This window comes from Halorubrum sp. (genome assembly GCF_046498025.1).
Classification (GTDB): Archaea; Halobacteriota; Halobacteria; order Halobacteriales; family Haloferacaceae; genus Halorubrum.
In genome coordinates, this window is the sequence record NZ_JAWOBM010000076.1 from 16,382 (window position 1) to 41,380 (window position 24,999).

A 24,999-nucleotide genomic window follows, 5' to 3' on the forward strand; every position below is an offset into this window, starting at 1 on the left:
CGCCCGCCACCGAGTCACTCGAATCGATCGATCGCGAACGGATCCGCGTCGACGGGCGGCTCCGAGTCGGTGGCGAGCGCGGCGGCGACTTCGCCGACGACCGGGGCCGTCTTGAACCCGTGGCCGGACATCCCGACCGCGACGACGACGTTTCCGAGGTCGGGAAGCGTGTCGATGAGGTAGTCCCCGTCCGGCGTCTGCGACAGCACGCACGCTCTCGTGCCCAGTACGGGGCCGTCGCCGCTCGGCGCGAAGTCGCGGGCGAACCCGCGAGCCGGCTCCGTCTCGACCAGTCCCGCGTCGCGAACGTCGTCGGGATGCACGGCCGCCCCTTCGACGTGGGTCGCACCCACTTTGAACCCGGGAACGCGATGTCGGGGCAGGCCGTAGAAGTGACGTCCGTCCTCGGTGTCCATCACGAAGACCGGAAACGAGTCGGGGGCGAACGCCGCTGGGATTCGCGGCCGGATCCGGCAGGCCACGTGCCGCTCGCGCTCCACCACCCCCTCCACCGCGTCGACGTGGTCGGCGGCCCAGGCGCCCGACGCGACCACGAGCGAGTCGGCGTCGTAGACCCGTCGCGGCGTCCGGACGCGGACCGTCTCCTCGTCCGCGGTCCACTCCACGACCGGCTCGCGGGCCCGCACCTCGGCGCCGTCCGCCATCGCCGCCTCGACGAGCGCGACGATGCACCGCTCCGGGTCGAGGAGTCCGCCGTCGGGCTGGAACACGGCGCTGTACCCCTCGGGGAGGTCGTAGGCCGGAAACCGGTCGTTCACCTCGGTCGCGGCCAACACCTCGTGGTCGATGTCGCGGGTGCGGCAGGTCGCTCGCGCACCGGTGAACGAGTCGCCCGATTCGGGGCCGATGGTCAGTGACCCGGTTCGACGGAACAGGTCGACGTCCGCGTCGCGGTCGAGCCGCTGCCACAGCCGTCGGCTCCGGCGAAGCAGCGGCACGTACGTCCCGCCCTCGTGGTAGGCGAGTCGGAAGATGCGGCTCGGTCCGGACGAGGTCGCCCGCGGGTTCGGGACGTCGCCTCGCTCGAGGAGCAACACGTCTCGACCCTCGCCGGCGAGCGCGCGGGCGGCCGCACACCCTATCACGCCCGCGCCGATCACGACCGCGTCGTACTCGTCCATACCCGCTCGTGGCGGGCAACCGCGTTAGTCGTTCGGGGCCGACGGGAACGGAACCGGCGGGGGCGCACTCAGCGGCCTTCCGTCATCGGATCGGCGCCTCGACGTCAGTCGCGCCCGTCGACGAACGCCGCGATCCGGTCGGTCGCCTCCTTCAGCTCGCGCATCGAGGTCGCGTACGAGACGCGGAGGTGCCCCTCGCCGCCCGCGCCGAAGACGGACCCGGGCACGACCGCGACGCCCTGCGTCTCCAGCAGCTCCTCGGCGAAGGCCTCGTCGTCGCCGCCGCAGTCGGGGAACGCGTAGAACGCGCCGCCGGGCTCGAACGTGTCGAGCCCCATCTCGTTGAACCGGGAGACGACGAGCCGCCGGCGGCGGTTGTACTCGTCGACCATGTCCGCGACCTCGTCGTCACAGCGGTCGAGCGCCTCGCACGCGGCGTACTGCGGCGTCGTGGGCGCCGACAGCATCGTGTACTGGTGGATCCGGTTCATCGCGTCGATCGCCTCGCTCGGGCCGAGGGCGTACCCCAGCCTGAGTCCGGTCATGGCGTACGCCTTCGAGAAGCCGTTGACGACGACGGTGCGCTCGCGCATCCCCGGCTGCGTGGCGATGGACGCGTGGTCGGCCCCGTAGGTGAGCGCGGAATAGATCTCGTCGGCGATCACCCGGAGGTCGTTCTCGCGGCAGAAGGCGGCGACCTCGGCGAACTCCTCTTCGGTCATCGTCGCCCCCGTGGGGTTGTTCGGGTAACAGCAGACGAGCAGGTCCGCGTCGGCGGCGCCCGACGCCTCCAGCGCCTCCCGCGTGAGCGCGAAGTCCTCGGCGGCGCGGGTCGGCACCGTGAGCCGTTCGCCGCCCGCCAGCTCGATCCCGGGCCCGTACGAGATGTACGTCGGCTCGTGGACGGCGACCGTGTCGCCCGGGTCAACGAGTGCGCGGAACGCCAGATCGACCGCCTCGCTCGCGCCGGTCGTGACGAGCACCTCGTCGGCCGGGTCGTACGGCTGGTCGTACCGCTCGTGGTGGGCAGCGATCCGCTCGCGGAGAGCCGCCATCCCGCGGTTCGACGTGTAGGAGGTCTTCCCGCGTTCGAGCGAGTCGATCGCGGCCGTGCGGGCCGCCCACGGCGCGGAGAAGTCGGGCTCGCCGACCCCCAGCGAGATCACGTCGTCGCGCGCCTCAGCGAGCTCGAAGAACTTCCGGATCCCCGACTCCGGGAGGTCGCGCGCGCGGTCCGAGAGCCTCATGGGGAGACCGAGAGCCGGTCGTCGTCGCCGTCCTCGAACCGCACCCCGCCGTCCTTGTACGTCTCCATGATGTAGTGGGTCACCGTCTGGGTGACCTCGGGCATGGGCGCGACCTGCTCGGAGATGAACCGGGAGACGTCCTGCATCGTCTCGCCGAGCACCTCGACGGCGAAGTCGTAGTCGCCGGAGACGAGGTGGAGGGCGTCGACGGCCGGGAACTTCGCGATCCGGTCCGCGACCTGCTCGTAGCCGGTCTCGCGGTCGAGTTCGACGTTGATCTCGACGACCGCCCGGATCTTCCCCTCGTCGACGCGGTCCCAGTCGACGACCGCCTGATAGCCGTGGACCACGTTGTCCGTCTCCAGCGCCTCGATGGCCTCCGCTACCGTCGCCGCGTCGAGGCCCGTCTGGGCCGCGATGTCGTCGATGTCCTCGCGGGCGTTCCGGGCCAACACGTCGAGTACCTCGCGCTCGGCGTCCATACCGAACGATCGCACGGGGACGGTTTATGAGTAGCGACGCGCGCAAGACGGGCGAGATCCGCCGGTGACGAGGCGCCCTCGGCGGCCGCCCGACGCCTTCCGCCATCCCCACGGCTTTGGGCGTGGCCCGCGACCCACCGGCTATGGCTTCAGACACCACCGGCCGGAACGACACGTTCGACATCGGCGGCGACCTGACGGTGAACCGCCTCGGCTTCGGCGCGATGCGGGTCACGGGTGAGGACATCATCGGCCGACCCGACGACGAGGACGACGCGAAGGCGGTCCTCGAGCGGGCCGTCGAACTGGGCGTCGACTTCGTCGACACCGCCGACTCCTACGGGCCGGGCGTCTCGGAGCGACTCATCGGCGAGGCGCTCGGCGACCCTGACGACGTCGTCGTCGCCTCGAAGGCCGGGCTGCTCCGCAACCGCGAGGGCGACTGGCTCCCCCACGGCGACCCGGACTTCCTGCGGAACCAGGTGCTGTGTAGCCTCGACCGGCTCGGCACCGACACGGTCGACCTCTACCAGTTCCACCGACCGGACCCGGACACCGACTTCGAGGAGTCCGTCCACGCGTTCGCGGAGATGAAGGACGCCGGCCAGATCGCCCACGTCGGCCTCTCGAACGTCACCGTCGAACAGCTGGAGACCGCGGCGGAGATCGTCGACGTCGCCACCGTCCAGAACCGGTACAACGTCGGCCACCGCGACGACGAGGACGTGCTCCGGGCTTGCGAGCGAAACGACGTTGGCTTCATTCCGTGGGGGCCGATGTACACGGTCGACGACGAGGGCGTCGCGGACGTGCTCGAAACGGTGGCCGGCCGTCACGAGGCGACGCCGCGGCAGGTCGCGCTCGCGTGGCTCCTCGACCACTCGGACGTGACGCTCCCGATTCCCGGCACGTCGAGCGTCGAGCACCTCGAATCGAACGTCGCGGCCGCGGAGCTGTCGCTGACGGACGAGGACACGGCGGCACTCGACGGGATCGATCCGCGAGCGTGACGGCGGACCGATCCAAAAGGGCAGTCCCGCGACCCTACTCGTCGAACGGATTGACCAGTTCGACCGTCTCCTCGCGGTCGGGGCCGACGCCGACCGCGTAGACGGGCGTGTCGATCTCGTCGGCGACGAACTCCAGGTACTCGCGGGCCGCCTCCGGGAGCGCCTCGTAGCCCGCCTCGGCGACCGCCGCCGAGTCGAACTCGTCCCAGGTGTCCAGCTCCGCGTACACGGGCTCACAGCGCGCCCACCGGCCCGTGGTGGTGGGGACGGTGTCGAGTTCCGCTCCATCGAGCTCGTAGCCCGTACACACCTTCAGCTCGTCGAGCCCGGCGAGCACGTCGACGTGGTTGACCGCGACGCCGGTGAACCCGGAGACGCGCGCGGCGTGGCGGAGCATCGGGAGGTCGAGCCAGCCGATCCGGCGCGGACGGCCCGTCACCGTGCCGAACTCGCCGCCCTTCTCGCGGATCTCGTCGGCGAGCGCGTCCTCGTCGGCGTCGCCGTCGAGTTCGGTCGGGAGCGGCCCCTCGCCGACCCGCGAGAGGTACGCTTTCACGATGCCGACGACCTCGCCGTCGCCGACCGTCGTGACGCCCACGCCGGAGCCCACCGCGGCGCCGCCCGCGGTCGGGTTCGAGGACGTGACGAACGGGTAGTTGCCGTGGTCGACGTCGATGTGGGTGCCCTGCGCGCCCTCGAAGAGGACCCGGTCGCCGGCCTCGTGGCGCCGGTAGAGGAAGTCCGAGCAGTTGACCGTCATCCCCTCGTCGGCGAGGCGCTCGCCGACCGCGACGAACTCCTCGTGGAGGGCGTCGACGTCGAACGCCTCGGCGCGGTCGTCATGGGCGAGGTCCAGTCCGTACACGTCCTCGACGAGCGCCCGCTTCTGCGGCGCGGCGTACTCGAGCTTCTCCCGGAGCACGTCGGGGTCGAGCAGGTCGGCGACCCGGATCCCCCGCCGCCCGGCCTTGTCCTCGTACGTCGGGCCGATGCCGCGGCCGGTCGTGCCGACCTCGTCGCCGGCGTCGTCGTCCGCCTTGACCTCCTCTTCGATCCCGTCCAGCACGCGATGGTACGGCATGATGACGTGCGCCCGGCGGGCGACCCGCACGTCGGGGTCGAGCCCGCGCTCGCGCAGGTCGTCGATCTCGGTGAACAGCGTGCGCGGGTTGACGACGCAGCCGTTGCCGAGGACGCCGACCGTTCCCCGGACGGCGCCGCTCGGAACCAGCGAGAGCTTGTACTCCGCGCCCTCCTCGACGACGGTGTGGCCGGCGTTGTCGCCGCCCTGATAACGGACTACGACGTCCGCGTCCCCTCCCCACCGGTCGACGAGCGCGCCCTTGCCCTCGTCACCCAGCTGGGAGCCGACGATGGTGAGTGTCATACGGCCCGGAGGTTCCGGCCGGGGGGTAAAACCGATTACGGTCTGTGGACGCGATCACCCCACAGACGTGCATCACACACAGACGAATCCGCGTGAGATGTGCCCGTTCGTGCGATAGATCGCCGAAGGCGTCCGCTTCACTCGATCGAACACGTTAACTACTGGCACGTCAAAGCGTGGGATCGAGCGACCCGGCCCCGGCCGCCGACAGCAACTTTTAAACCGGGGCATGACGAGTTAACATGTGCCATGATAGATCGACTAGAGAAGGAGGTAGACATGCTGGAACGACACCTCCAGGTTCTGCGGATGGTCATCGAAAACGAGCCGATCGGCATCGTGAAGATGTCGAACGAGACCGGCTACCCCCACCACAAGGTCCGCTACTCGCTGCGCGTGCTCGAGGAGGAGAACCTCATCGAGCCGTCGAGTCAGGGCGCCATCACCACCGAGCGCACCCACGAGTTCGTCGACGAACTCGACGAGAAGCTCGACGAGACCGTCGACAAGCTCGGCTCCATGCGGATCGACGACGCCGCCGAACTCGAGAACTGACCGTCCGCGTTCGCCCGTACCACCGGTCGAGAGTCCGCGTTTTGCGCCTCGGACCGTCACAGCCACCCGTCTCTCCAGTCACGTCCGGACCCGCCAGTCGCCGGTAGAGAGGTCCCCGTCGAACTCGGGTCGTCTCTCGTCGCGTTGTGACCGTTCCGCGTCGTACGCCTCCCGTGCCGTGTCACCCTCGTTCCGCGTCACCGCGGATTCCGTTCGCGTTACGATCGAGGCCCTCTCAGAGGTCGGGGACCGTCATGTGGAATCCGCCGTCGCGGGCCTCGACCAGACAGAGGTGATACCCCTGCTTTCGCGAGAGCTTCACGTAGCTCGCGCGCTTCGACCGGCTGAACAGGCCGCCGCCGACGGCGTCGCTCGCGGTCTCTAACGCGCCGGGCTCGAAGAAGCTCTCCGTCACCGCGAACGCGCCGGCGAACGAGTCGTTGGACTCGGCGATGTCGCGGCCGTTGCCCACGAGCGACTCCAGGGTCCCCTCCTCGGTCGGGTCCCGGCTGTCGTTGAGGTCGGCGACGAACAGGGGGTTCCCCATCCGGTCGCGCAAGACGAGGTCGAACGCGCGCTGCTCGCGCGTCTCCTCGCCGTTCTCTCGGATGACGATCGACACCGACCCGCCGATCTCCGCGCGGTCGATCTCGGGGATCGCGTCGTAGAGGTCGCGGAGGACGCCCTGGTTACCCGTCCCGCTCACTTCGAACGGGAGGTCCTCGACGATCCACCGGGTGAACCCGTACTCTATCGCGCCCCGCAGGAACTCCTCGAACGGCTGCCCGTCGACCGCCAGCCCGTCGGTCTCGAAGCTCGTGTGGTGTTCGATCCGCAGGTTCTCGCGGAGCTCGTCCCGCCCGGCCGAACCGTCGTGGGCGTCCTCGAGCGTCGCGCCGCCCTTCGAGTCGTACCTCACGAAGAGGTTCGTTCCGCTCCGCGCCTCGGTTGGCGAGATCGTGCGGTCGGTCTCCGGAAGCCGCTCGCGGGCCCTCGCGAGTTCGTCGCGCAGCCGGTCCCGCTCCTCGCGGAGCGTCGAGACCTCGGACGCCAGCCGGTCGACCTCGCCGGCCAGTTCGTCTCGCTCCGCCGCGGCGTCGTCCCGATCGGCGGCGACCTCCTCCAACTCCGCCGAGAGTTCCTCGCGCTCCCGCTCGGACTCCTTCAGCGCGCGCTCCAGTTTCCGGAGGCGTTCCCGTCCCTCGCTGCCACGCCCGCCGGCACGCCGGGAGGACTGCGAGACGGCCGACCGGTTCGAACCAGCGCCTCCCGTCGAGCGCGGTTCGGGCGACCGGTCGTCGGCTGACCGCGTGGTCTGCTCGGCGGTGTCGCGACCGGTGGCCCCCCGCGACGACTGTGACCCCCGCCCGGCGGCTCCCGCGCCGGTCCGGGCGCTCGGCGGATCGCTCGCCTCCGACGGGTCCAGCGCCGGGATCGACTTCTGCTCGCGCCACTGCTCCTCCTCGGAGAACACGTCGTCGCTCGGGGACGTCTCGTCGTCGCCGGAGTCGGTCGTCGACGAGACGTCCGGGCGATCCGGCGGCCCGCTCGACGCCTCATCCGCGTCAGTCGACGCCGCGCGAGCCCCGTTCGACGGGTCGCTTCCGGCGCCCGCTTCCCCGTCGGTCTCCGACGTGTCGATCGCGACGGGAGCCGGACCGTCGTCCGCGTCGGAGTCGGAAGCCGGGCCGTCGTCCGCGTCGGAGTCGGAAGCCGGGCCGTCGTCCGCGTCGAAGTCGGGACCCGACTGAGCGTCCGCGTCCGTACGCGGGCCGTCCGTCGACTCGCGCTCCCGTATCCCGGCGTCGGGAGCGCCGGCGTCCGAACCGCCGGCCGTCTGCGTCTCGGGATCGGCGCGGCCGTCGGCGTCCGACTGCTCGTCGAGGTCCGCGCCGTCAGACGTCGCGCCGTCCGACGTCGCGTCCTCCTCCGGTGAAACGCCTTCCGACGTGGCCTCGTCCGACTCCCCGTTCCGCTGGTCGGCGGCCGCCGAGGCGGACGCGCTCGCGTCCGCGTCGGACGGGATCTCGCGGACGGTCAGATCGACCTCGTAGACGGTGTAGATGCCGACCTCGTCGTCGGCGAGCGAGAAGGCCTCCTCCCCGGTCTCCAGCCGCCGGGAGTTACCGACGTACGCGGCGGCCATCGACTCGCCGGCCGTGTACGTGACGTAGTAGTCGCCGGAGAGCACGTTCTCCGACAGCTCGACGTAGCCGGTGAATCCCCCCCGCGAGAGCGTGCGGTCCGCCTCCGAGAGCGGCGTGTCGTTCGTGTAGTACTGCGCCCGCGGCTCGCCCGCCTGCTCCTGCATCGCGAACAGGACCGGGAGGACCGCCTCGGGAGCCTCGTACAGCGTGCCGGAGGCCTCCGCGAAGTCCTCCAGGTCGGCGTCCGCCGCGCCGACGACTCGGCCCTCGAACACGAACAGCCACCCCGCGCCGTCGGTCACCGCTCCGGAGAAGCCGCGGCTGACGTGTCGCCGAAGCCCGGCGAACCCGTCCGAGAAGTCGCGGGCGTCCCACCCGGTGATCTCCGTTCGTCGCTGTGCGTCCATCTTGGCGTATGTCGCCTGCAACGACCCAAATACCTTCCGGACCGTGAGACGCTCGTCAGACGCGTCACGGGCGGGATCCCCTCGACGCCGAACGACGCGCGGACCGGCTATTTTCTCGACACGGTCCGAAGAGAAACTCGACCGGTCACGCGTCCTCGACGGTCGCGATCGCCTCGCGGCCGAGTTCGATCACGTCCGGCTGTAGGTCGCTGGCCGCCAGTTCCGCCGGGGTGTACCAGCGCCACCCGTCCGGCTCGACCTCGTCGGCGCCGCCCGGCGCGATCTCGCGGGAATCGACGCGGGCGTAGTAGAGGTGATCGACGTGCTGGTGACCCACGGACCCGTCCTCGTGGACGTTGATGTCGTGGAGCATGAGGTGTGCCGGCTCCGGGAGGCCGCGGGTGTTCGGTCCCTCGATCGGGGATTCGGTCGCGACGAGCTCGGCGCGCAGCCCGGTCTCCTCGCGGACCTCGCGGAGCGCCGCCTCGTGGGGCAGCTCGTCGCGGTCGACGTGGCCGCCCGGCGGGAGCCGGATCCCGAGCCGGTCGTGGGCGTGGAGCGCGGTCGCGCCGTCGTTGACGACGTACGTCGTCGCGGTGAAGTGACGGGTGGTCTCCATACGCGAGGCTCGGCCCGCGGGGGCTTGGGTATTCTGAAACGGAAGTCGAAACGGCCGGCGGTCCGGCCGCGGGAGAGAAACGCCGGGGCGTCGACGGAGGCGGTCCGGGCGTCGATCAGCTCAGCGCGACGCCGTCCTCGGCCTCCAACAGCTCGTGGTACCGGTTCCGGATGGTGACCTCGCTGATGTTCGCCACGTCGCTGACCTCGCTCTGTGTCACCTTCTCGTTGACCAGCAGGGAGGCCGCGTAGACGGCCGCGGCCGCGAGGCCGACGGGCGACTTGCCGGAGTGGATCCCCTGCGACTTCGCGGTGTTGAGAAGCGATCGGGCGCGGCGCTCGGCCTCGTCGGAGAGGCCCAGGTCGGAGGCGAACCGCGGGACGTAGCTCTCGGGATCGGCCGGCTGGATCTCCAGTTTGAGCTCGCGGACGACGTAGCGGTACGTCCGCGCGATCTCGTCTTTCTCCACCCGCGAGACGGCCGCGATCTCGTCGAGACTGCGCGGCGTGCCCGCCTGCCGGGCGGCCGCGTACAGCGACGCGGTCGAGACGCCCTCGATGGAGCGGCCCGGGAGGAGGTCCTCGTCGAGCGCGCGGCGGTAGATGACCGACGCGGTCTCGCGGACGTTGTCCGGCAGGCCGAGCGCCGAGGCCATGCGGTCGATCTCGCCGAGCGCCTGCTTCAGGTTCCGCTCCTTGGAGTCGCGGGTGCGGAACCGCTCGTTCCAGGTGCGGAGTCGCTGCATCTTCTCGCGCTGTCGGCTGGAGAGGGACTTGCCGTAGGCGTCCTTGTCCTGCCAGCCGATGTTCGTCGAGAGCCCCTTGTCGTGCATCATGTTCGTCGTCGGGGCGCCGACCCGGGACTTGCTGTCCTTCTCTTTGGAGTCGAACGCGCGCCACTCCGGCCCGCGGTCGATCTCGTCCTCTTCGACGACGAGCCCGCAGTCTACACACACCGTCTCGCCGTGTTCCGTGTCAGTCGCGAGCTGGCCGCTGCACTCGGGACATCGCAGTTCCTCGTCCGACGACTCGGTCTGTTCCTCGTCGTCGACGTGCTCCGCCGTGTACGTTCGAACGTTTTCGCTCATTGGTTGGTTCAATTGGAGGGACCGAGGGGACCGAGAGACGCGTCTCGGTTACTTTCCTCACAAACGGGTAAGGACCGAAGATATTTAAATCCTCGTGTTGATATCGGTGGTGAAAACTCCGGAGAGAGGCATTCTCGAACGCGGTTTCGGGCATCGTGGCCGCAGTATTTCGCGGGCTCGTCTGAGACGGACTTCGCTCGTCGCTTCGACGATCGCTAGTATATAGATATTTCGTGATATATCGTGAGTCCACCGCGTCCCCGCGGTTCCGTGAGGGCAACCGATTTGGGTCTCGCGCGAGCAGGACGCGTATGAACCGACCTCGCCTCGAAGCGACCCTCGCCGACCTCGACACCGACGGTTATCTGCTCGACGCGTCACAGGAGGACGCGAACCAGCTGTACCTCTCCGGATTCACCGGCCCTGACCCGTTCGTGACGCTGTACGCTGACGGCGAGGTCCACGTGCTCGTCTCCGGGCTGGAGTACGGACGGGCGCAGACGGAGGCCGCCGCCGACACCGTCGAGCGCCACGCCGACTACGACTACGAGTACGGCGGCCGCGAGGAGCGGTACGACATGTACGCCGCGTTCGTCCGCGACAAGGGCGTCGAGTCGGTGTCGATGCCGCCGCGCGGCCCGGTCGGGACCGCGGACGCGCTGCGCGAGCGGGGGATCGACGTCGCGGTCGACGGCGACGACTTCCTCCGCGAGGTCAGGGCCGTGAAGACCGACGAGGAGGTGGACGCGATCCGCGAGGCCCAGCGGGCGAACGAGGCCGCGATGCGCGCCGCCGAGTCGCTGCTCGCCGGCGCGGACGTCGCCGGGGAGAGCGACGACGCCGACGGCGACGCGGAGCCCGGGACGCTTCTCCACGAGGGCGAGCCGCTCACCAGCGAGCGCGTCGCGGAGGAGATCGAGGTGACCCTGCTCCGGCGCGGCTGCGCGCTCGACGAGACGATCGTCGCCGGCGGCGCGCAGGCGGCCGACCCCCACGATCGCGGCTCCGGACCCCTCCGGGCGAACGAGGCGATCATCGTCGACATCTTCCCGCGGTCGAAGGCGACGAAGTACAACGCCGACATGACCCGGACGTTCTGCGTCGGTGAGCCGCCGGCGGCGCTGCGCGAGTGGTACGAGCTCACGGAGCGCGCGCTCCACGCGGCGCTCGACGCGGTCGAGCCGGGCGCGACCGGCGAGGACGTTCACGCCGCGGCCTGCGAGGTGTACGAGGACGCCGGCGAGCAGACGTTCCGCACCGACCCCGAGACCGAGACGGGGTTCATCCACTCGACCGGCCACGGGATCGGCCTCGACGTCCACGAGTCCCCGCGGCTCGCGAGCGGCGGGGGCGAGCTGGAGCCCGGCCACGTGATCACCGTCGAACCCGGGCTGTACGACCCCGACGTCGGCGGCGTCCGGATCGAGGACCTCGTGGTCGTCACCGAGGACGGGTACGAGAACCTCACCGACTACCCGATCGTGTTCGAGCTCTGAGGCCGTCCGTGTCGGCAGCGCTCGGTGACCGTTCGCACCCCACACCCGGCCCGGCTGGCCGCGACCGGAACCCGCTTTGACCCGGGTCGAGAACGGCGACCGTGAACTGGCGGTACCGGCACACGGCGCTCGCCCTCTGCACGCTCGCGTTCACCGCGACGATGGTCGCGCGCCTCGTCATCAGCCCGCTGGTCCCGCGGATTACGACGCAGTTCGGCGTCACGAACGCGACGGTCGGCCTCGCGCTCTCGGGGATGTGGCTTGCGTACGCGCTGGCGCAGTTCCCCTCCGGCGTGCTCGGCGACCGCTACGGGGAGCGCGTCGTCATCCTGACCGCGGTCGGCGCCACGGCGGTCGCGTCGCTGCTGATCGCGGTCTCGCCGTCTATCGGCGTCTTCATGGCGTTCACCGTGGCGCTCGGGGCGGGCGCCGGCCTCCACTACTCGGTGGCGACGACGTTCCTCGCGAAGCAGTTCGACGACATCGGCCGGGCCATCGGCGTCCACGTCGCCGGCGGTCCGATCGCGGGGCTCGCCGCGCCGCCGCTCGCGGCGCTCGTCGGGTCGCGGTACGGCTGGCGCGTCGGAGTCCTCCTTGGCGTCGCGGTCGCGGTGCCCGTGTTCGCACTGTTCGCGTGGCGGGTGCGGCCCACCGAGGCGGTCCGCCCCGACCAGGCGCTGCGCGAGCGGTTCGCGCTCGCGCCCCTCGCGGAGCTGCTCTCCCGGCCGCCGATCCTCTACACGACCGGCCTCGCGACGCTCGGCGCGTTCACGTGGCAGGCGACCGCCTCCTTCCTCCCGACGTTCCTCGAGGTCAGCGGCGGGCTCTCGACGGCGCTGTCGGCGCTGCTGTTCTCGCTGTACTTCCTCGTTCACGGGGGCACCCAACCCGTCACGGGGTCGCTCTCCGACCGGTTCGGCCGCGACGCGACCGCCATGGGGACGATGAGCGCCGGCGTCGTCGGCTACGGGCTCCTGGTCGCGACGGCGCGGTTCAACCTCGGACTCGGCCCGACGGTCGTCGCCGTCGGCTTCGTCGGCGTCGCGATGTCGTGGGGCGCGCCCGTCCAGTCCCGGTTCATGGACCTCCTCTCGGACGACGAGCGCGGCGCCGGGTTCGGGCTCGTCCGGACCGCCTACATGGTGGTGGGCGCCTCGGGCAGCGTCGTCGTCGGGACGATCTCCGACGCGGCCGGGTGGGGACCGGCGTTCGGCCTGCTCGCGGGCGTGATGGCGCTCGGGCTGGCGGCGCTGCTCGCGAACCGGACGCTCGGGCTCGGCTACTGACGGGACGGCACCGAAGGAAGGGGAGGCCCGCTACAGCCGGTCGTCTTCGAGGCTCCCGGGGTCCTGTGCGGTGTCGAACATGTTGTTCTCCGCGCCGTCGAGCATCTCGTCGTGCGGGTCGTCGTCGACGACGGAGACGTTGTACGCCTCGATGCCGGAGGCGATGAGGTCCTCCGCGGCCTGTTCCTCGGAGACGAACTCCTGATCCGCGAGCTGCTGAAACTCCGCGTAGACGTCGTCCGAGAGGTTCAGTTCGAAGGTGGGCATACCCCCTCGTTCCGGCCGGACACTTTTAAACGTTCCCTCGCAGGCGACCGTCCACGGCGCGACCGCGAGCGCGCCGCGCCAGCGCGGCGTGACGGCGGACGCGCTCCACCCTTTTTGAAATCGGTCGCCGTACGCGCGAGCATTCATGACCGACACGATTCAGGTCCGACTGGCGGCCGCCGCCCGCGACCGCTGTCCCGTAGCCGCGCTGTCGGGACGGACGGCCCTGCGCGAGGTCCGAGTCGACCCCGTCGAGGAGCGCGTCGACTTCGTCGCCGAAGAGCTTCCGACCGACCCGCCGAACGAGCTGGAGCCGCTGGAGTTCGCCGGGGAGGCGCACGGGAGATACGACCCCTGCGGCGGCGGTTCCGACCACGAACCGCGGGACCGCGACGCCCGCGACGGGACTCCCGACGACCGCGACGCGACCGCGTCCGACTGAAGGCGACGGCTGCGGCTCCCGTGCCTGCACCGGCTTCCCGTCGGCGTTCTCCAGTTTCCCGGTGTCCCCGCGCGAGACGCGGATCGACGACGGGGAGTTGGTCGCGACGGTCGTGGCGACCGGATACGCTGAGTTGCAGGCGGTCGTCGACGCGCTCGGTGGGCGGAGATCCGCCGGACCCTCGTGGATCGGGACGCGGCAGACGGGGACGAACGGTCGGACGTGGTTCCGGTCGATCTCTCCGACGTGACGGAGCGACAGGCATCGATCGCCGCCGTCGCGGTCGAGAGGGTACTTCGAGCCGGGCGGCGCCACCGCGGACGGGGTCGCCGCCGACCTCGGTCTGGCCAAGCCGACCGTCTCCGAACACCTCCGGATCGTGACGGCGACCGTGCTGTCCCGACTGTTCGGCGACCGTTCTTACCTCGCCGAAGCGACCTCGGCCGTTCGGTCAGTATATATAAATCACCGAACCGTTCGGGAGTATCTGGTCGTTCGTTTCTGGTCCAACAGTATCGTCTGGCAGGTCTCCGTGTGCCGTAGTTAATCTCGCCCGGACGCGTCGTGGAAGGACGTGAACCGCGACCTCGCTCGGGCGTTCGAGCACTCGGGTGTGAGATCGGCGGAGACGAGCGTCGCCCTCACGACCACGTCCGGCTGGAGCTCGAGTTCGCGGGGTACCTCTGTCGGCTGGCCGCCGCGGGCGACGGTGGCGGCGTCGCGAGCCGGACCGACAGCGACGGACCCCCGGAAGACGCCGAGTCGGCGAACCTCGAACGCGCGCCTCGACTTCCACGACCGCCGCCTCTCTGTCCTCGCGTCGGGGCTCCGGAGCGCCCTCGACGAGGAACCCGGAACGAGCGTCGACGGTCGCCTCGCGCGGTTCCTCGACGCCTTCGTCGCCGCTGACGTCGACGACCTCGCCGTCCGGCTCGACGCCGGCGCCGGGGGTGAGCGCGATCACGCGGTCGCGGAGAATCCGGACGGAGGTGAGCGCCGGTGAGCCCGCTGACGGAGAGCGCGAGCGACGCGGCCGTGAGCGCGGTTGCAGGTCTCGAACTCTCTCGGTGCGGCCGACGCCGTTATTCGGCGCGTTCCGCTTCGAAGGCTTCGAGCACGCCGTATGCTTTGACCGCGTAGGTCATCGCGGGACCGCCGCCCATCGCGACGGCGACTTTCAGGGCGTCGACGACCTCCTCGTGACTCGCACCCGCCTCGAGCGCTGCGTCGGTGTGCCAGAGGATGCAGTCCTCACACCGGACCGCCACCGCGACCGCGAGCGACATCAGCTCCTTCGTTCTGTTGTCGATCGCGTCGGTCGCCTCGGCGGATTCCACGAATCCGGCGAACGACTGCAGTTCCGGCGCTTCTTCGATCAGTTCGCCCAACGTCTTTTTGAGTTCCGCGAGGTCTCGCGTGTACGACATCAGTCGCTGCGTCGTCGAGCGGCGACGTATAGGTCGACGCGCGTTCTCGATGAGTGAAAATCTATTCAGTCGGCTGATACCTCTATCGCTGGACGCTGCGCGTCGCTCCGGGGAGTGACGGCAGCGCGGCAGACGGGTCGGGCGCTGGTAGCTCACGTGCGCGGGAAAGGCGCACTCGGACTCGACTCGGGGTCGAGGCGCGTGGGCCCTCTCGATAGTCGGGCCGCCGAACCATCGGCCCGTTTCGGTCACCCGACGCCTACAAGTCGCTCCACGCGCCGAGGAACCGCTGTACCGCGGTCAGATGGCCGACGGCGGCGAACAGCGCGAGCAGGAGGCCGACGACGTTCAGCCCGGCGACGATCGGCGCCGAGTAGGCGGCGGCCAAGAAGCCGACGGCGCCCATCAGCGCGAGCCGGTCCGCCCGGCCCAACAGCCCCCCGTACTCGCGGCCGATGCCGACCGCCTGGATCTGGGTGCCCATGTACGAGGTCATCAGGACGCCGGTCACCGCGAGGAAGCCGAGGGCGTACGCGTCGATCCCGATCGTAAAGCCCGCGATGATCGCGATGTCGGCGTACCGGTCGAGCACGTGGTCGAGGAGGTCGCCGCCGTCCGAGGAGACCCCGAGGTGACGCGCGAGCGCGCCGTCCACGATGTCGAGCCAGCCGTTGAGCAGGACGGCGACGGCGCCGAGGGCGTAAAAAACGGGCTCGCCGACCGCGAACGCGCCCGCGGCCGCGACCGCGACGCCGAACGCGAGGACGCTCACCTGGTCCGGCGAGAGCCCGAGTCGCGCCGCGGCGCGCACCCACGGCCCGAGCAGACGGTCTGCGACGGAGCGGTATTGGTCGAGGGTCATTTACCGTCCCGATCTTCACGGGCGCGCGATATATAATCGATGAAGTCGACGGTCCCCGCGCTCGGCTCTCGCTCGCCCCGGATCGCGGCGCGGATCTCGTCGGCGACGGCCGCGGGGTCGCGGTCCGTCGTGTCGATCTCGTAGACGTTCTCGACGCCGTGCTCCGCGACCGCCTCCGAGAGGATCACGTCGAGGGCCTCGCTCTCCGCGTTCTCGTGAGCTTTGCGAGCGAGAGCTCGAGGCGGTTCACCCGGCTCGGCGTTCTCGTGAGCTTTGCGAGCGAGAGCTCGAGACGGTTCATCCGGCTCGGCGTTCTCGTGAGCTTTGCGAGCGAGAGCTCGAGACGGTTCACCCGGCTCGGAGTTTTCCTCGGCGGTCGCCTCCGCCTCCCCGCGCTCGCGGAGCCGCGCCTCGATCGTCTCCGGGTGACAGCGCAGGACCACGACGCGGTCGACCGCGAACCGGTGGGCGAGATGAGAGTCGAGCACGCCCGACCAGTCGTCGAGGCGCTCGCGCACGGCGTCGAGGTCGGCGACGAGCGTGTCGCGGTCGACGTCGCGCTCGGTCCAGAGGGCGTCGTCGCCCTTTATCAGGTCGTTCAGGTGGATCACGTCGTACTCGTCTTCGAGCAGCGCCGTCGCGGTCGACTTCCCGGTCCCGGGGGTGCCGGTGACGGCGACGCGGAGCGGGCGGGCGTTCGGGTCGGCACCGGCGGCGCCGTCCCCGTCCGCCCCGGACTCCCCGCTCACGCCCGAACACCGAGGCCGAGGTCGGCGAGCGTCTCGTTGATCCGCTCGACGGCCTCGCGCGTCTCCTCGCGCGTGCCGGTCGAGACCCGGACGTGGTCCGGGAGCCCGAAGGAGGTGCAGTCCCGGACGATCACGCCGCGCTCCTGCGCCGCGTCGGCGACCCGCTCCGCGTCGCCGACCTCGGCGAGCACGAAGTTGCCGGCCGACTCGACCGTCGGCGCGTCGAGCTCGCTCGCGATGTGCTCGCGGGCCCACCGAGCCGACTCGACCGACTCCTCGACGTGCGCCTCGTCGTCGAGGGCGGCGAGCGCTGCCCGGCACGCCAGCTCGTTCGCCGCGAACGGCGTGTTCACGCGGGCGTACGCCTCGCCCCACGCCTCGGGGACGACGCCGTACCCGATCCGGAGCCCGGCGAGGCCGTACGCCTTCGAGAACGTGCGGAGCACCGCCACGTCGTCGCGCTCGTCGACGAGCGGGATGGCGCTGTCGACCGGGGAGAACTCGCCGTAGGCCTCGTCGACGACGACGAGCGTCTCCTCGGCGGTCGCGTCCGCGATCGCCTCGACCTCGTCGAGGGGCATCGTCGACCCCGAGGGGTTGTGCGGGGAGGTGACGTAGACGATCCGCTCGCCGCCGTAGGCCGTCAGGACCGTCTCCGCGTCCTGCGCGAAGCCGTCCGCCGCGTCGAGCTCGTACTCCGTCACCTCGCCGTGGTGGTACCGGGTCGACATGGCGTAGTAGGCGAAGCCGGGGCTCGGGACCAGCACTTCGTCTCCGGGCTCCAAGGCGGCCCGCGCGAGGTAGTCGATCGAGCCGTCGGCGCCGGGCGAGACCCACACCTGTTCGGTCGACACGTCCCACTTCTCGGCGATCTTCGCGGTGAGGTCCGTGTGCGAGGACTTCGGGTACTGGTGAACGCGCTCCGCGTGCTCGCGGATCGCCTTGACGGCCGCCGGACTCGGGCCGTGCGGGTTCTCGTTCGAGGAGAGCTTGATGAGGTCGTCGGGGTCGATCCCGCGCTCGCGGGCGACCTCCTCGACGCCCCGGCCCGGCACGTACGGCGAGTGATCGGAGAGATCCCGTGGTTGCATGCCCGTCCGTCCGAGGCGGCCGGTCTTAAGGGTGGTCTTGAGCCCCGGGCGAACCGGGTTCCCGACATTCACTTCCGGGCCCGCCTGATCAAGAGCCGTCGTCTCCAGCGTCGTCGGTGTGGCCGTCCGAGTCGTCGTCGCCGCCCTCATCGTCACCCCGACCGCTGACTTCCCTCCCGCCCAGTCGTCGCTCCGCCTCGGCGACGACCGCGGGCCGCCCGGCGAGATCGACGACGACCGCCGACGTTCCGTAGTCGACGTCCGCGACGACCCCTCGGTCGTACGCCCACGAGAGCGCGGCCTGCGTCTCGCCGCCGTTCGGCGCCTGGACCGTCGCCGTCGCCGTCGGCAGCGCGTCCGCCACAGCGTCCGCCAGCTCGGTGACCCCCGTCCCGTCGCGAGCGCCGACCGCGACCGGCGCGCGGAGCGCGGCGGCGACGGGCGCGGGTTCATCGGCGGCGGCGACTTCCTCGTCCACTTCGCCGGCGACCGCTCCGACCGTCGCGACTGCGTCGGCGAGGGCGTCGGCGCTGACCTCGTCCGCCCCGGACAGGACGGGGATCACCGGCGCCTCGGTCGTCCCGATCGCCGCCAGCGAATCCCGGAGCTTTCGGCGGAAGACCTCCGGGTCGTCGCTCACGTCGACGACGAGCAGCGCGCAGTCGGCCGTTCGGACCGCGTCGAGGGTCGCCCGGAACGACCGCACCGACTCCTGTGGAACCCCGTCGAGGAACCCGACCGTGTCGGTCAGGAGGGTCCGGCGCCCCCCGATCGTCGCCCGGTGCGTCGCCGTCGAGAGCGCCTCGGAGGAGCGGTCGCCGCCCGCGGGAGGACCGTCGTCGACGTCGTCCGCGAGGCGGCGGGCCAGCGCCGACTTCCCGGCGTCGGCGTAGCCGGCGAGCACGACCAGGTCGAACCCGGCGGCCCGCCGCTCGGCGCGGCGCGCCGCCCGGTCGTCGACGACCTCGTCGAGGGCGCGCTCGACCGCGTCGACACGCCGTTCGAGGTCGCGCACGCGCCCGTCGCCTTCCGGCCGGAGGCGCACGTCCTCGCCCGAATCCCGAGCCGCGGTCTCGCGGAGCCGCGGGAGTTCGTATCGGAGTCGCGCCAGCTCCAGCTGGAGGTCCGCCGCCCGCGAGTCGACCGCGTCCGCGAGCAGTTCCAGCACGAGTCGCGGGCGGTCCACTACCGCCGTCCCGGTCGGCAGTAGATCGCCGAGCGAGAACGTCTGTCCCGGCGACAGCTCGCCGTCGTAGATCACCGCCTCGGCGTCCGTGTCGGCCGCGAGCCGCATCAGGTCCTCCGCCTTCCCGCGTCCGAGGCCGTAGGTGGGGTCTTCTCGTCGTCGCTGGGTGACCTCCCCGACGACAGCGTACCCGGCCGCGGCGGCCGACTCCCGGATGTCGGTCGTGTCCGGGCGCTCGTCGGTGGCCCGCGCCGCGACGACCGCGGTCGGAGCGTCGGCTGGCGGCGGTTCGGCGTCGGCTTCGGTTCCCGGATCGTCTCGTGGCATGTGACCGGACGCCCGCGTCGGCCCGGAGAGGGGAGGGCTCGCGTACCGTCGGCGACCCGCCGACCGTTCGCACGGCTTCACCGGAAGCGAGGTGTGGTATCGGGCGGCCTCAGGGAACGCGCACGTGGTCTCGGGACGCTTCAGGGAACGCGCACGTCGTGTTCGAGCGTGCCGACGCCCTCGACCTCGACCTCGACGGCGTCGCCGTCGGCCAGCGCGCCGACGCCCTCAGGCGTCCCGGTCGCGATGACGTCGCCCGCCTCCAGCGTGAGGTACGTCGTGATCTCCTCGATCAGGGTCGGGACGTCGAACATGAGGTGTCCGCGGTCGCTCGACTGCTTCGTCTCGCCGTTCACCCGGAGCTCGACGCTCGCGTCCATTGGCACCTCCTCCGGCGTGGCCAGCACGGGCCCGAGCGGGGCGGCGTTGTCGAACGCCTTGCCGCGCACCCAGTTCTGCTCGCGGTTCTGGTCGTCGCGGTTCGAGACGTCGTTCATGCACGTGAACCCGGCGACGACCTCCATCGCGTCGTCGGCGTCGACCGACTTGCACTGCTCGCCGATCACGACCGCCAGCTCCGCCTCCCAGTCGATCCGGTCTTTCCCCGCCGGGACGGTGACCGTGTCGCCGTGGCTCGCCAGCGCGTTCGGCGGCTTCAAGAAGAGGAGCGGCCGGTCCGGCACCTCGTTGCCGAGCTCGGCCGCGTGGTCGGCGTAGTTGCGCCCGATACAGACGATCTTGGTCGGCTCCGCCGGCGGGAGCACGTCGATGTCGGGGTCGTCGAGCGCGTACTCGTCGCCGCCGAAGGCGACGGTGTCGCGATCGGGGTCGTAGGTGCCCTCGCGGATCGAGCCGGCCGGGTCGCGGAACCGTGCGTGGTGCATGTCCGAGCGATCGGACGGCGTCTTAAAAGGGTTGCCGGAGCGGGCGGGTCCTCGGTCCACCCGTTCGGGCCGGGCTCCGCGGCGTCGACTTTTATTACCGCTCGCTGAGACGATCCGGACGTACCATGGAACTCACCTGGCACGGCCACTCGACGTGGCACGTCGTCGTCGACGACACGGAGCTACTGATCGATCCGTACTTCGACAACCCGCAGACCGACGTCGACCCGGAGGAGCTCGACCCCGACTACCTCCTCCTGACCCACGGTCACAGCGACCACATCGCCGACGCCGATCGCTACGAGGGCGCGACCGTGGTCGCCACCCCCGAGCTGACGGGCTACGTCCAAGACAACTTCGGCCACGACGAGGCCGTCGGCGGGATGGGAATGAACATCGGCGGCACCGCCGAGTGCGGCGACGCGTGGGTGACGATGGTCCGCGCCGACCACTCGAACGGGATCGAGAACGACCCGGACTACTCCGCGGGGATGCCCGCCGGCTTCGTCATCGGCGACAAGAAGCCCACCCAGGAGTCCGACCCCGACTGCACGACGTTCTACCACGCGGGCGACACCGCGCTGATGTCCGAGATGGTCGACGTGATCGCGCCGTACCTGGAGCCCGACGCCGCCGCGCTCCCGACGGGCGACCACTTCACGATGGGGCCCGCGGGCGCCGGCATCGCCGCCGACTGGGTGGGCGCCGACGTGGTGTTCCCGATGCACTACGACACGTTCCCGCCGATCGAGATCGACACCCGGGAGTTCGTCAACGAGGTGAGGGCGGCGGGCGCCGCCGCCGAACCCGTCGTCCTCGAGGGCGACGAGACGTACACGCTGGAGTAGTAAGCGGTTCCCCGCCGACCCGGTTCGTCCCGAAGCGCCCTCGGGCGCGACGCGGGCGAAGGCAACCTTTAGGCCGCGGCGAGTCGTCTGTCGACCCGTATGTCAGACATCGAGACGTCCACCGTTTCCGAGGAAGGGTACGCCTGCACGAGCCAGGTCGGCGACTTCGACCTGCAGATCGATGCGACCGACGAGACGGGACCGAACCCGAACGCCGCGCTCGTCGCGACGTACGCCTCCTGTTACCTCCCCGCCTTCCGCGTCGGCGGGAGCCAGCGCGGCGAGGAGGACCTCGGCAAGATCCAGATCGACGCGAGCGCCGACCTCGACGACGACGACGACCTGGCGGCCATCGCCTTCGACGTCCACGTCGAGGCCGACCTCGACGACGAGACCGCCGCCGACATCGCCGAGCGCGCCGAGGGCATCTGCCACGTCCACACCGCGCTCCGCGAGGAGCTCCAGGCCGACGTGAGCGTCTACCCCGGCGCCTTCTGAAGACGCCCGACCGTACACCGTTTTTGTACCCGCCGCCGCGCCCCCGAGGAACGCCTACGGCCGGTCGACGCCGCGGAACTCGAATCGCGCGCCGCCCGACTCGCTCTCGGTCAGCGTCACCTCCCAGCCGTGAGCCTCGGCGATGCGCTCGACGATCGCGAGGCCGAACCCGGTGCCGGTCTGGGAGGTCGTGTAGCCGCTCTCGAACACCTCGTCGCGCCGCTCTTCGGGGATGCCCGGGCCGTCGTCGGCCACGTAGAAGCCGTCGTCGAGGTCGCCGACGACGACGCGGCTCCCGCCGTGTTCCGCCGCGTTCCGGAAGAGATTCTCGAAGAGTCGCTTCAGGCGGTCGCGGTCCGCGAGCACCTCGCCCTCGGTCTCGAAGGCGACGTCGACGGCGTTCGCGTCCGTCTCGCCGGCGCCGCTCCCCTCGACCGATCCGAACTCCCCCAGCTCGTACCGGTCGGCGAGGTCGCCGATGACGACCGGCTCGACCGGGCCCACGGCGTCGCCCTGTCTGGCGAGCGTGAGCACGTCCTCGATCAGGCGCTCCATCTCGTCGAGCGCGCGGTCGCAGCGGTCGAAGTACGACTCGGTCCCCGTCTCCCTGGCGAGCTGGAGGTACCCGGAGAGCACGTTGAGGGGGTTCCGGAGGTCGTGCGAGACGATCGAGGCGAACTCGTCGAGCCGCTCGTTCTCGCGTTCTATCCGCCGTTCGTACGCCTTGCGTTCCGAGATGTCCCGACTGCTGGCGAGGAACCGGTCGTCCCCGTGGACGTCGATCCGACGAACGTGGACCTCGACGGGGAACGTCGTCCCGTCGGCCCGGGCGAACGCCGTCTCCAGCCGGATCGTCTCGTCCACCTCGATCGCCTCCCACATTTCGATCGCCTCCTCCGGGTCCATCTCCCGGTCGACGTCCCACACGTTCATTCCGGCCAGCTCCTCGGGATCGTAGCCGAGCTCCGTCGCCATCACCCGGTTCACGTCGACGATCTCGCCGGTCTCGTCGTGGATATCGATCATGTCCGGCGACCGGTCGTAGAGCGCCTCCAACCGAGCCGAGGTGCGTTCGAGGCGGCGCCGGCGGCGGCGCTGGTCCGTCACGTTTCGGGAGATGCCCAGCACGCCGTCGAACTCGTCGTCGATGACGAGACGACGCAGTCCGAAGTCGACGATCGCTCCCGGGCGCCCCGGGAAGTCGACCTCGACGGTTCCCGACAGCGTCTCGCGGTCACCCGCGACGAGCGCCGCGTACGGGTCGCCCTCGCGGGTCTCGCGGATCCGCTCGATCAGCCGGCTCCGTTCCCCGACGAGCTCCTCGCGGGGCGTTTCGTGGACCTCGGCGACGCGATCGTTGACCAGCTCGAAGCGGGCGTCGGCGTCGTAGACGGCGACGGCGTCGGGGAGGTCGTCCACCAGCCGTCGGTAGCGTTCCAGGTCGCGCTCGCGCTCCTTCTCCTCCGTCACGTCGATGTGTATCCCCACGGCGCGCACCGGCTCGCCGTCCTCGGTGCGATCGACGACGCGGCCGCGGTCCCGGATCCAGCGCCAGTCGCCCGACTTCGAGCGCATCCGGTGGTCGCACTGGTAGTGCTCCGTCTCTCCGGCGAAGTGCGCCTCCAGCGCCGACCACGCCCTGTCGACGTCGTCCGGGTGGACCCGGTCTTCCCACTCCGAGAGCTCGAAGGCGATCTCGGAGCGGTCGTATCCCAATATTGCGGCCCACCGCTCGTCGAACCGGACCTCGTCGGTGCGGAGGTCCCAGTCCCAGACGCCGACGTCGGCCCCCTCGACCGCGAGCCGCAGCCGCTCCGAGAGCTCCCGGAGCTCGCGCTCGCGGTCCTTCCGGTCGGTCACGTCGCGGAAGTACACGGAGAGGCCGGTCTCCGAGGGATAGACGTTGACGGCGAGGTCGGCGTCGATCGGATCGAAGCGGTGCTCGAAGGCGCGCGATTCGCCGTCCGCCATCGCCGTCCGGAGCTCCTCTTCGACCGCGGTGTCGAGGAGCCCGGGGAACCGATCCCAGACGGAGTCGCCGAGCAGGTCGGCGGCGTCGCGCTCGAGCATCTCCCTGGCCCGCTTGTTGAGGTACGTGAGCCGCCAGCTCCCGTCGATCCCGCAGAAGGCGTCCGTCATTCGGTCGAGGTGTTCCGCGAGCCGCCGGTCGGTTCGCGCCGTCGACACGGCGTCCGCGACCTGCGACGCGAGCGTCGCGTAGGGGTCGTCGCCGCCCTTCGTGAGGTACCCGTCGACGTCGGCGGCGACGGCCTCGCTCGCCACGCGCTCGGAGCCCTTCCCGGTGAACAGTACGAACGGGAGGTCGCCCAGCCGCTCGCGGACGGCCTCGAGCAGCTCGATACCGTCGGTCCCGGGCATGTCGTAGTCGCTGACGACGCAGTCGAACGCGCCCGATTCGACCGCGCGCAGCGCCGCGTCCGGATCGGTCTCGGGGCTCACGTCGAGGCGGTCGTCGTGCGCCTCCACGAGCGCCGCGGCGGTGTCCGCGAACCCGGGCTCGTCGTCGACGAGGAGGACGCGGATCGGGGACGGGGAGTCCGCCGCGGCCGCGGCCGCCACCGCCGACGTCCCGTCCGCGCTGTCTCCCGTCATCTCGTAGGTGTACTTTTCATCCGACATGTTAACCGTTCTGCTTCGTCACGCCTTCGCGTACTCGACGACCGCAGCCGACGCGACGTAGCCGACGGCGGCGAAGACCAGTCCGGCGACCAGCGCGGCCGCGAACTCCCGGCCGACCGCGTACGCGAACAGGAATCCGACCATGCCGGCGCCGTTGGCGCACAGCAGTCGGAGCGTTCGGTAGGAGGGCTCGCGGGGAGGCATACCCACGCTACGCGAGGCCGGAGCAAAAACCCTTGAGTCGGCGCCGGGCCGGTCCGAGGGTATAGGAGGGATACCGAGGCCAGCGCCCACGTGCGACCGAGCGAGAGACGGCGGGAACGAACGCGACGGACGCGTCCCCCGCGTGGACGCGGACGGGGTAGTGACCCAGTGCGCGGGCGTGACCGGCGACGCGGTCCGGGGCGCAGGCGCGGTCGGGACGTCGGCGGCTATCGGGTCCGAAGCGACGAAGCGAGATCCACGCGGCGGTCGCGACGGCCCGGCGACGGATCGACGCGGCGGACGCGGCGTCCCGGCGACGCGAGCGGTCCGCCGCCACGATATCGGGCGACCGCGTCCGGCGGCCGGACGCGAACACGCGAGGTCACGGCGGTCGTGGCGACGGCCGCCGGAGCGCTCGCGGTGACCGTTTGTCTGCTCGCGGCCATCGCGGGCGTCGCGGCACTCGCGGACTCGCTCCTCGCGACGCTCGAACGCGCGGTCTCGGGGGCGATCGCTCCGCCCGCGGGACCGGACGACCGCCGAGTCGTGCCCGTCGGGCTCCCAAACCCGTCGCCCGTCGCCGTCGTCGCGCTGGCGTCCGCCGCGGTGCCGCCCGTCGCGGTCGGCGGAGCGCACCTCCTCGCGCGAGCGCTCGCTCGCGTCTGACCGCCGGACGGGGGGCGACCGCCGCAGAACGGTTTTCCCCTCG

General features: G+C 70.9%; 25 protein-coding genes and 1 pseudogene. 10 read left to right on the forward strand and 16 right to left on the reverse strand.

What is annotated here, in order from left to right; translation table 11 throughout:
* Positions 1–14: 14 nt before the first annotated feature.
* The 3 genes from solA to R6U01_RS13565 form a co-directional block, all read right to left on the reverse strand.
* Positions 15–1,142, reverse strand: coding sequence for an N-methyl-L-tryptophan oxidase (gene solA, locus R6U01_RS13555; RefSeq protein ID WP_410286987.1), 1,128 nt, complete (start codon positions 1,140–1,142; stop codon positions 15–17).
* Between the two features lie 104 nt (positions 1,143–1,246).
* Positions 1,247–2,389 carry a pyridoxal phosphate-dependent aminotransferase gene (locus tag R6U01_RS13560; protein WP_410286988.1) on the reverse strand — a complete coding sequence of 381 codons (1,143 nt, stop codon included), beginning with the start codon at positions 2,387–2,389 and terminating at the stop codon, positions 1,247–1,249.
* A complete protein-coding gene (locus R6U01_RS13565; RefSeq protein ID WP_410286989.1) occupies positions 2,386–2,871 on the reverse strand; it encodes an Lrp/AsnC family transcriptional regulator in 486 nt (161 codons plus the stop codon). Before R6U01_RS13565 ends, R6U01_RS13560 begins: the two co-directional genes overlap by 4 nt.
* A 143-nt stretch (positions 2,872–3,014) precedes the next feature.
* Between R6U01_RS13565 and R6U01_RS13570 the strand changes: the two genes are divergently transcribed.
* Positions 3,015–3,881: an aldo/keto reductase gene (locus tag R6U01_RS13570; RefSeq protein WP_410286990.1), complete on the forward strand. Its 867-nt coding sequence runs from the start codon at positions 3,015–3,017 to the stop codon at positions 3,879–3,881.
* Between the two features lie 34 nt (positions 3,882–3,915).
* On the opposite strand, the gene R6U01_RS13575 is transcribed toward R6U01_RS13570, so the two are convergent.
* The gene (locus tag R6U01_RS13575; protein ID WP_410286991.1) at positions 3,916–5,268 is read right to left on the reverse strand and encodes an adenylosuccinate synthase; all 1,353 of its coding nucleotides are present in this window, start codon (positions 5,266–5,268) and stop codon (positions 3,916–3,918) included.
* A gap of 249 nt (positions 5,269–5,517) precedes the next feature.
* On the opposite strand from R6U01_RS13575, the gene R6U01_RS13580 reads away from it, so the two are divergent.
* Positions 5,518–5,823: a hypothetical protein gene (locus tag R6U01_RS13580; RefSeq protein WP_004045854.1), complete on the forward strand. Its 306-nt coding sequence runs from the start codon at positions 5,518–5,520 to the stop codon at positions 5,821–5,823.
* A 235-nt stretch (positions 5,824–6,058) separates the two neighbouring features.
* Here R6U01_RS13580 and R6U01_RS13585 read toward each other — a convergent pair whose 3' ends face one another.
* From R6U01_RS13585 to R6U01_RS13595, 3 genes are all read right to left on the reverse strand, one after another.
* Positions 6,059–8,377, reverse strand: a complete 2,319-nt coding sequence (locus R6U01_RS13585; protein WP_410286992.1) for a hypothetical protein — start codon at positions 8,375–8,377, stop codon at positions 6,059–6,061.
* Positions 8,378–8,522: 145 nt separating this feature from the next.
* Positions 8,523–8,996 (reverse strand): NUDIX hydrolase, encoded by a 474-nt coding sequence (locus R6U01_RS13590; protein WP_410286993.1) that lies wholly within the window; start codon positions 8,994–8,996, stop codon positions 8,523–8,525.
* 115 nt (positions 8,997–9,111) lie between these two features.
* Positions 9,112–10,083: a transcription initiation factor IIB gene (locus R6U01_RS13595; RefSeq protein WP_410286994.1), complete on the reverse strand. Its 972-nt coding sequence runs from the start codon at positions 10,081–10,083 to the stop codon at positions 9,112–9,114.
* Between the two features lie 311 nt (positions 10,084–10,394).
* On the opposite strand from R6U01_RS13595, the gene R6U01_RS13600 reads away from it, so the two are divergent.
* Together R6U01_RS13600 and R6U01_RS13605 are read left to right on the forward strand one after the other, a co-directional pair.
* Entirely contained in the window at positions 10,395–11,579 is a 1,185-nt protein-coding gene (locus tag R6U01_RS13600) for a M24 family metallopeptidase (RefSeq protein ID WP_410286995.1), read from the forward strand.
* Between the two features lie 101 nt (positions 11,580–11,680).
* Positions 11,681–12,865, forward strand: a complete 1,185-nt coding sequence (locus R6U01_RS13605) for an MFS transporter (RefSeq protein WP_410286996.1) — start codon at positions 11,681–11,683, stop codon at positions 12,863–12,865.
* 30 nt (positions 12,866–12,895) lie between these two features.
* Here R6U01_RS13605 and R6U01_RS13610 read toward each other — a convergent pair whose 3' ends face one another.
* Positions 12,896–13,132 (reverse strand): hypothetical protein, encoded by a 237-nt coding sequence (locus tag R6U01_RS13610; protein ID WP_410286997.1) that lies wholly within the window; start codon positions 13,130–13,132, stop codon positions 12,896–12,898.
* Between the two features lie 145 nt (positions 13,133–13,277).
* On the opposite strand from R6U01_RS13610, the gene R6U01_RS13615 reads away from it, so the two are divergent.
* From R6U01_RS13615 to R6U01_RS13625, 3 genes and pseudogenes are all read left to right on the forward strand, one after another.
* Positions 13,278–13,574 carry a hypothetical protein gene (locus R6U01_RS13615; protein ID WP_410286998.1) on the forward strand — a complete coding sequence of 99 codons (297 nt, stop codon included), beginning with the start codon at positions 13,278–13,280 and terminating at the stop codon, positions 13,572–13,574.
* A 337-nt stretch (positions 13,575–13,911) separates the two neighbouring features.
* Positions 13,912–14,121, forward strand: a pseudogene (locus tag R6U01_RS13620) (hypothetical protein); the annotation flags it as partial.
* A gap of 27 nt (positions 14,122–14,148) precedes the next feature.
* Positions 14,149–14,577, forward strand: coding sequence for a hypothetical protein (locus R6U01_RS13625; protein WP_410286999.1), 429 nt, complete (start codon positions 14,149–14,151; stop codon positions 14,575–14,577).
* Between the two features lie 79 nt (positions 14,578–14,656).
* On the opposite strand, the gene R6U01_RS13630 is transcribed toward R6U01_RS13625, so the two are convergent.
* From R6U01_RS13630 to R6U01_RS13655, 6 genes are all read right to left on the reverse strand, one after another.
* Positions 14,657–15,001, reverse strand: coding sequence for a carboxymuconolactone decarboxylase family protein (locus R6U01_RS13630; RefSeq protein ID WP_410287000.1), 345 nt, complete (start codon positions 14,999–15,001; stop codon positions 14,657–14,659).
* Positions 15,002–15,260: 259 nt separating this feature from the next.
* A complete protein-coding gene (locus R6U01_RS13635; protein ID WP_410287001.1) occupies positions 15,261–15,863 on the reverse strand; it encodes a CDP-alcohol phosphatidyltransferase family protein in 603 nt (200 codons plus the stop codon).
* Positions 15,860–16,612 (reverse strand): adenylate kinase family protein, encoded by a 753-nt coding sequence (locus tag R6U01_RS13640; RefSeq protein WP_410287002.1) that lies wholly within the window; start codon positions 16,610–16,612, stop codon positions 15,860–15,862. The genes R6U01_RS13635 and R6U01_RS13640 overlap by 4 nt, the downstream gene beginning before the upstream one ends.
* Positions 16,609–17,703, reverse strand: a complete 1,095-nt coding sequence (gene hisC / locus R6U01_RS13645) for a histidinol-phosphate transaminase (protein ID WP_410287003.1) — start codon at positions 17,701–17,703, stop codon at positions 16,609–16,611. The genes R6U01_RS13640 and hisC overlap by 4 nt, the downstream gene beginning before the upstream one ends.
* 88 nt (positions 17,704–17,791) lie before the next feature.
* On the reverse strand, positions 17,792–19,216 hold the full coding sequence (locus tag R6U01_RS13650) for a GTPase (RefSeq protein WP_410287004.1): 1,425 nt from the start codon (positions 19,214–19,216) through the stop codon (positions 17,792–17,794).
* Positions 19,217–19,356: 140 nt separating this feature from the next.
* Entirely contained in the window at positions 19,357–20,100 is a 744-nt protein-coding gene (locus R6U01_RS13655; RefSeq protein WP_410287005.1) for a fumarylacetoacetate hydrolase family protein, read from the reverse strand.
* A 125-nt stretch (positions 20,101–20,225) separates the two neighbouring features.
* On the opposite strand from R6U01_RS13655, the gene R6U01_RS13660 reads away from it, so the two are divergent.
* Together R6U01_RS13660 and R6U01_RS13665 are read left to right on the forward strand one after the other, a co-directional pair.
* A complete protein-coding gene (locus R6U01_RS13660) occupies positions 20,226–20,948 on the forward strand; it encodes a metal-dependent hydrolase (protein ID WP_410287006.1) in 723 nt (240 codons plus the stop codon).
* Positions 20,949–21,047: 99 nt separating this feature from the next.
* Positions 21,048–21,446: an OsmC family protein gene (locus R6U01_RS13665; protein WP_410287007.1), complete on the forward strand. Its 399-nt coding sequence runs from the start codon at positions 21,048–21,050 to the stop codon at positions 21,444–21,446.
* A gap of 54 nt (positions 21,447–21,500) precedes the next feature.
* Here R6U01_RS13665 and R6U01_RS13670 read toward each other — a convergent pair whose 3' ends face one another.
* On the reverse strand, positions 21,501–24,059 hold the full coding sequence (locus tag R6U01_RS13670; RefSeq protein ID WP_410287008.1) for a PAS domain S-box protein: 2,559 nt from the start codon (positions 24,057–24,059) through the stop codon (positions 21,501–21,503).
* A 45-nt stretch (positions 24,060–24,104) separates the two neighbouring features.
* Complete coding sequence (locus R6U01_RS13675) at positions 24,105–24,290, reverse strand: hypothetical protein (protein ID WP_410287009.1); 186 nt, start codon at positions 24,288–24,290, stop codon at positions 24,105–24,107.
* A gap of 393 nt (positions 24,291–24,683) precedes the next feature.
* Between R6U01_RS13675 and R6U01_RS13680 the strand changes: the two genes are divergently transcribed.
* Positions 24,684–24,956 (forward strand): hypothetical protein, encoded by a 273-nt coding sequence (locus R6U01_RS13680; protein WP_410287010.1) that lies wholly within the window; start codon positions 24,684–24,686, stop codon positions 24,954–24,956.
* Positions 24,957–24,999 lie beyond the last annotated feature (43 nt).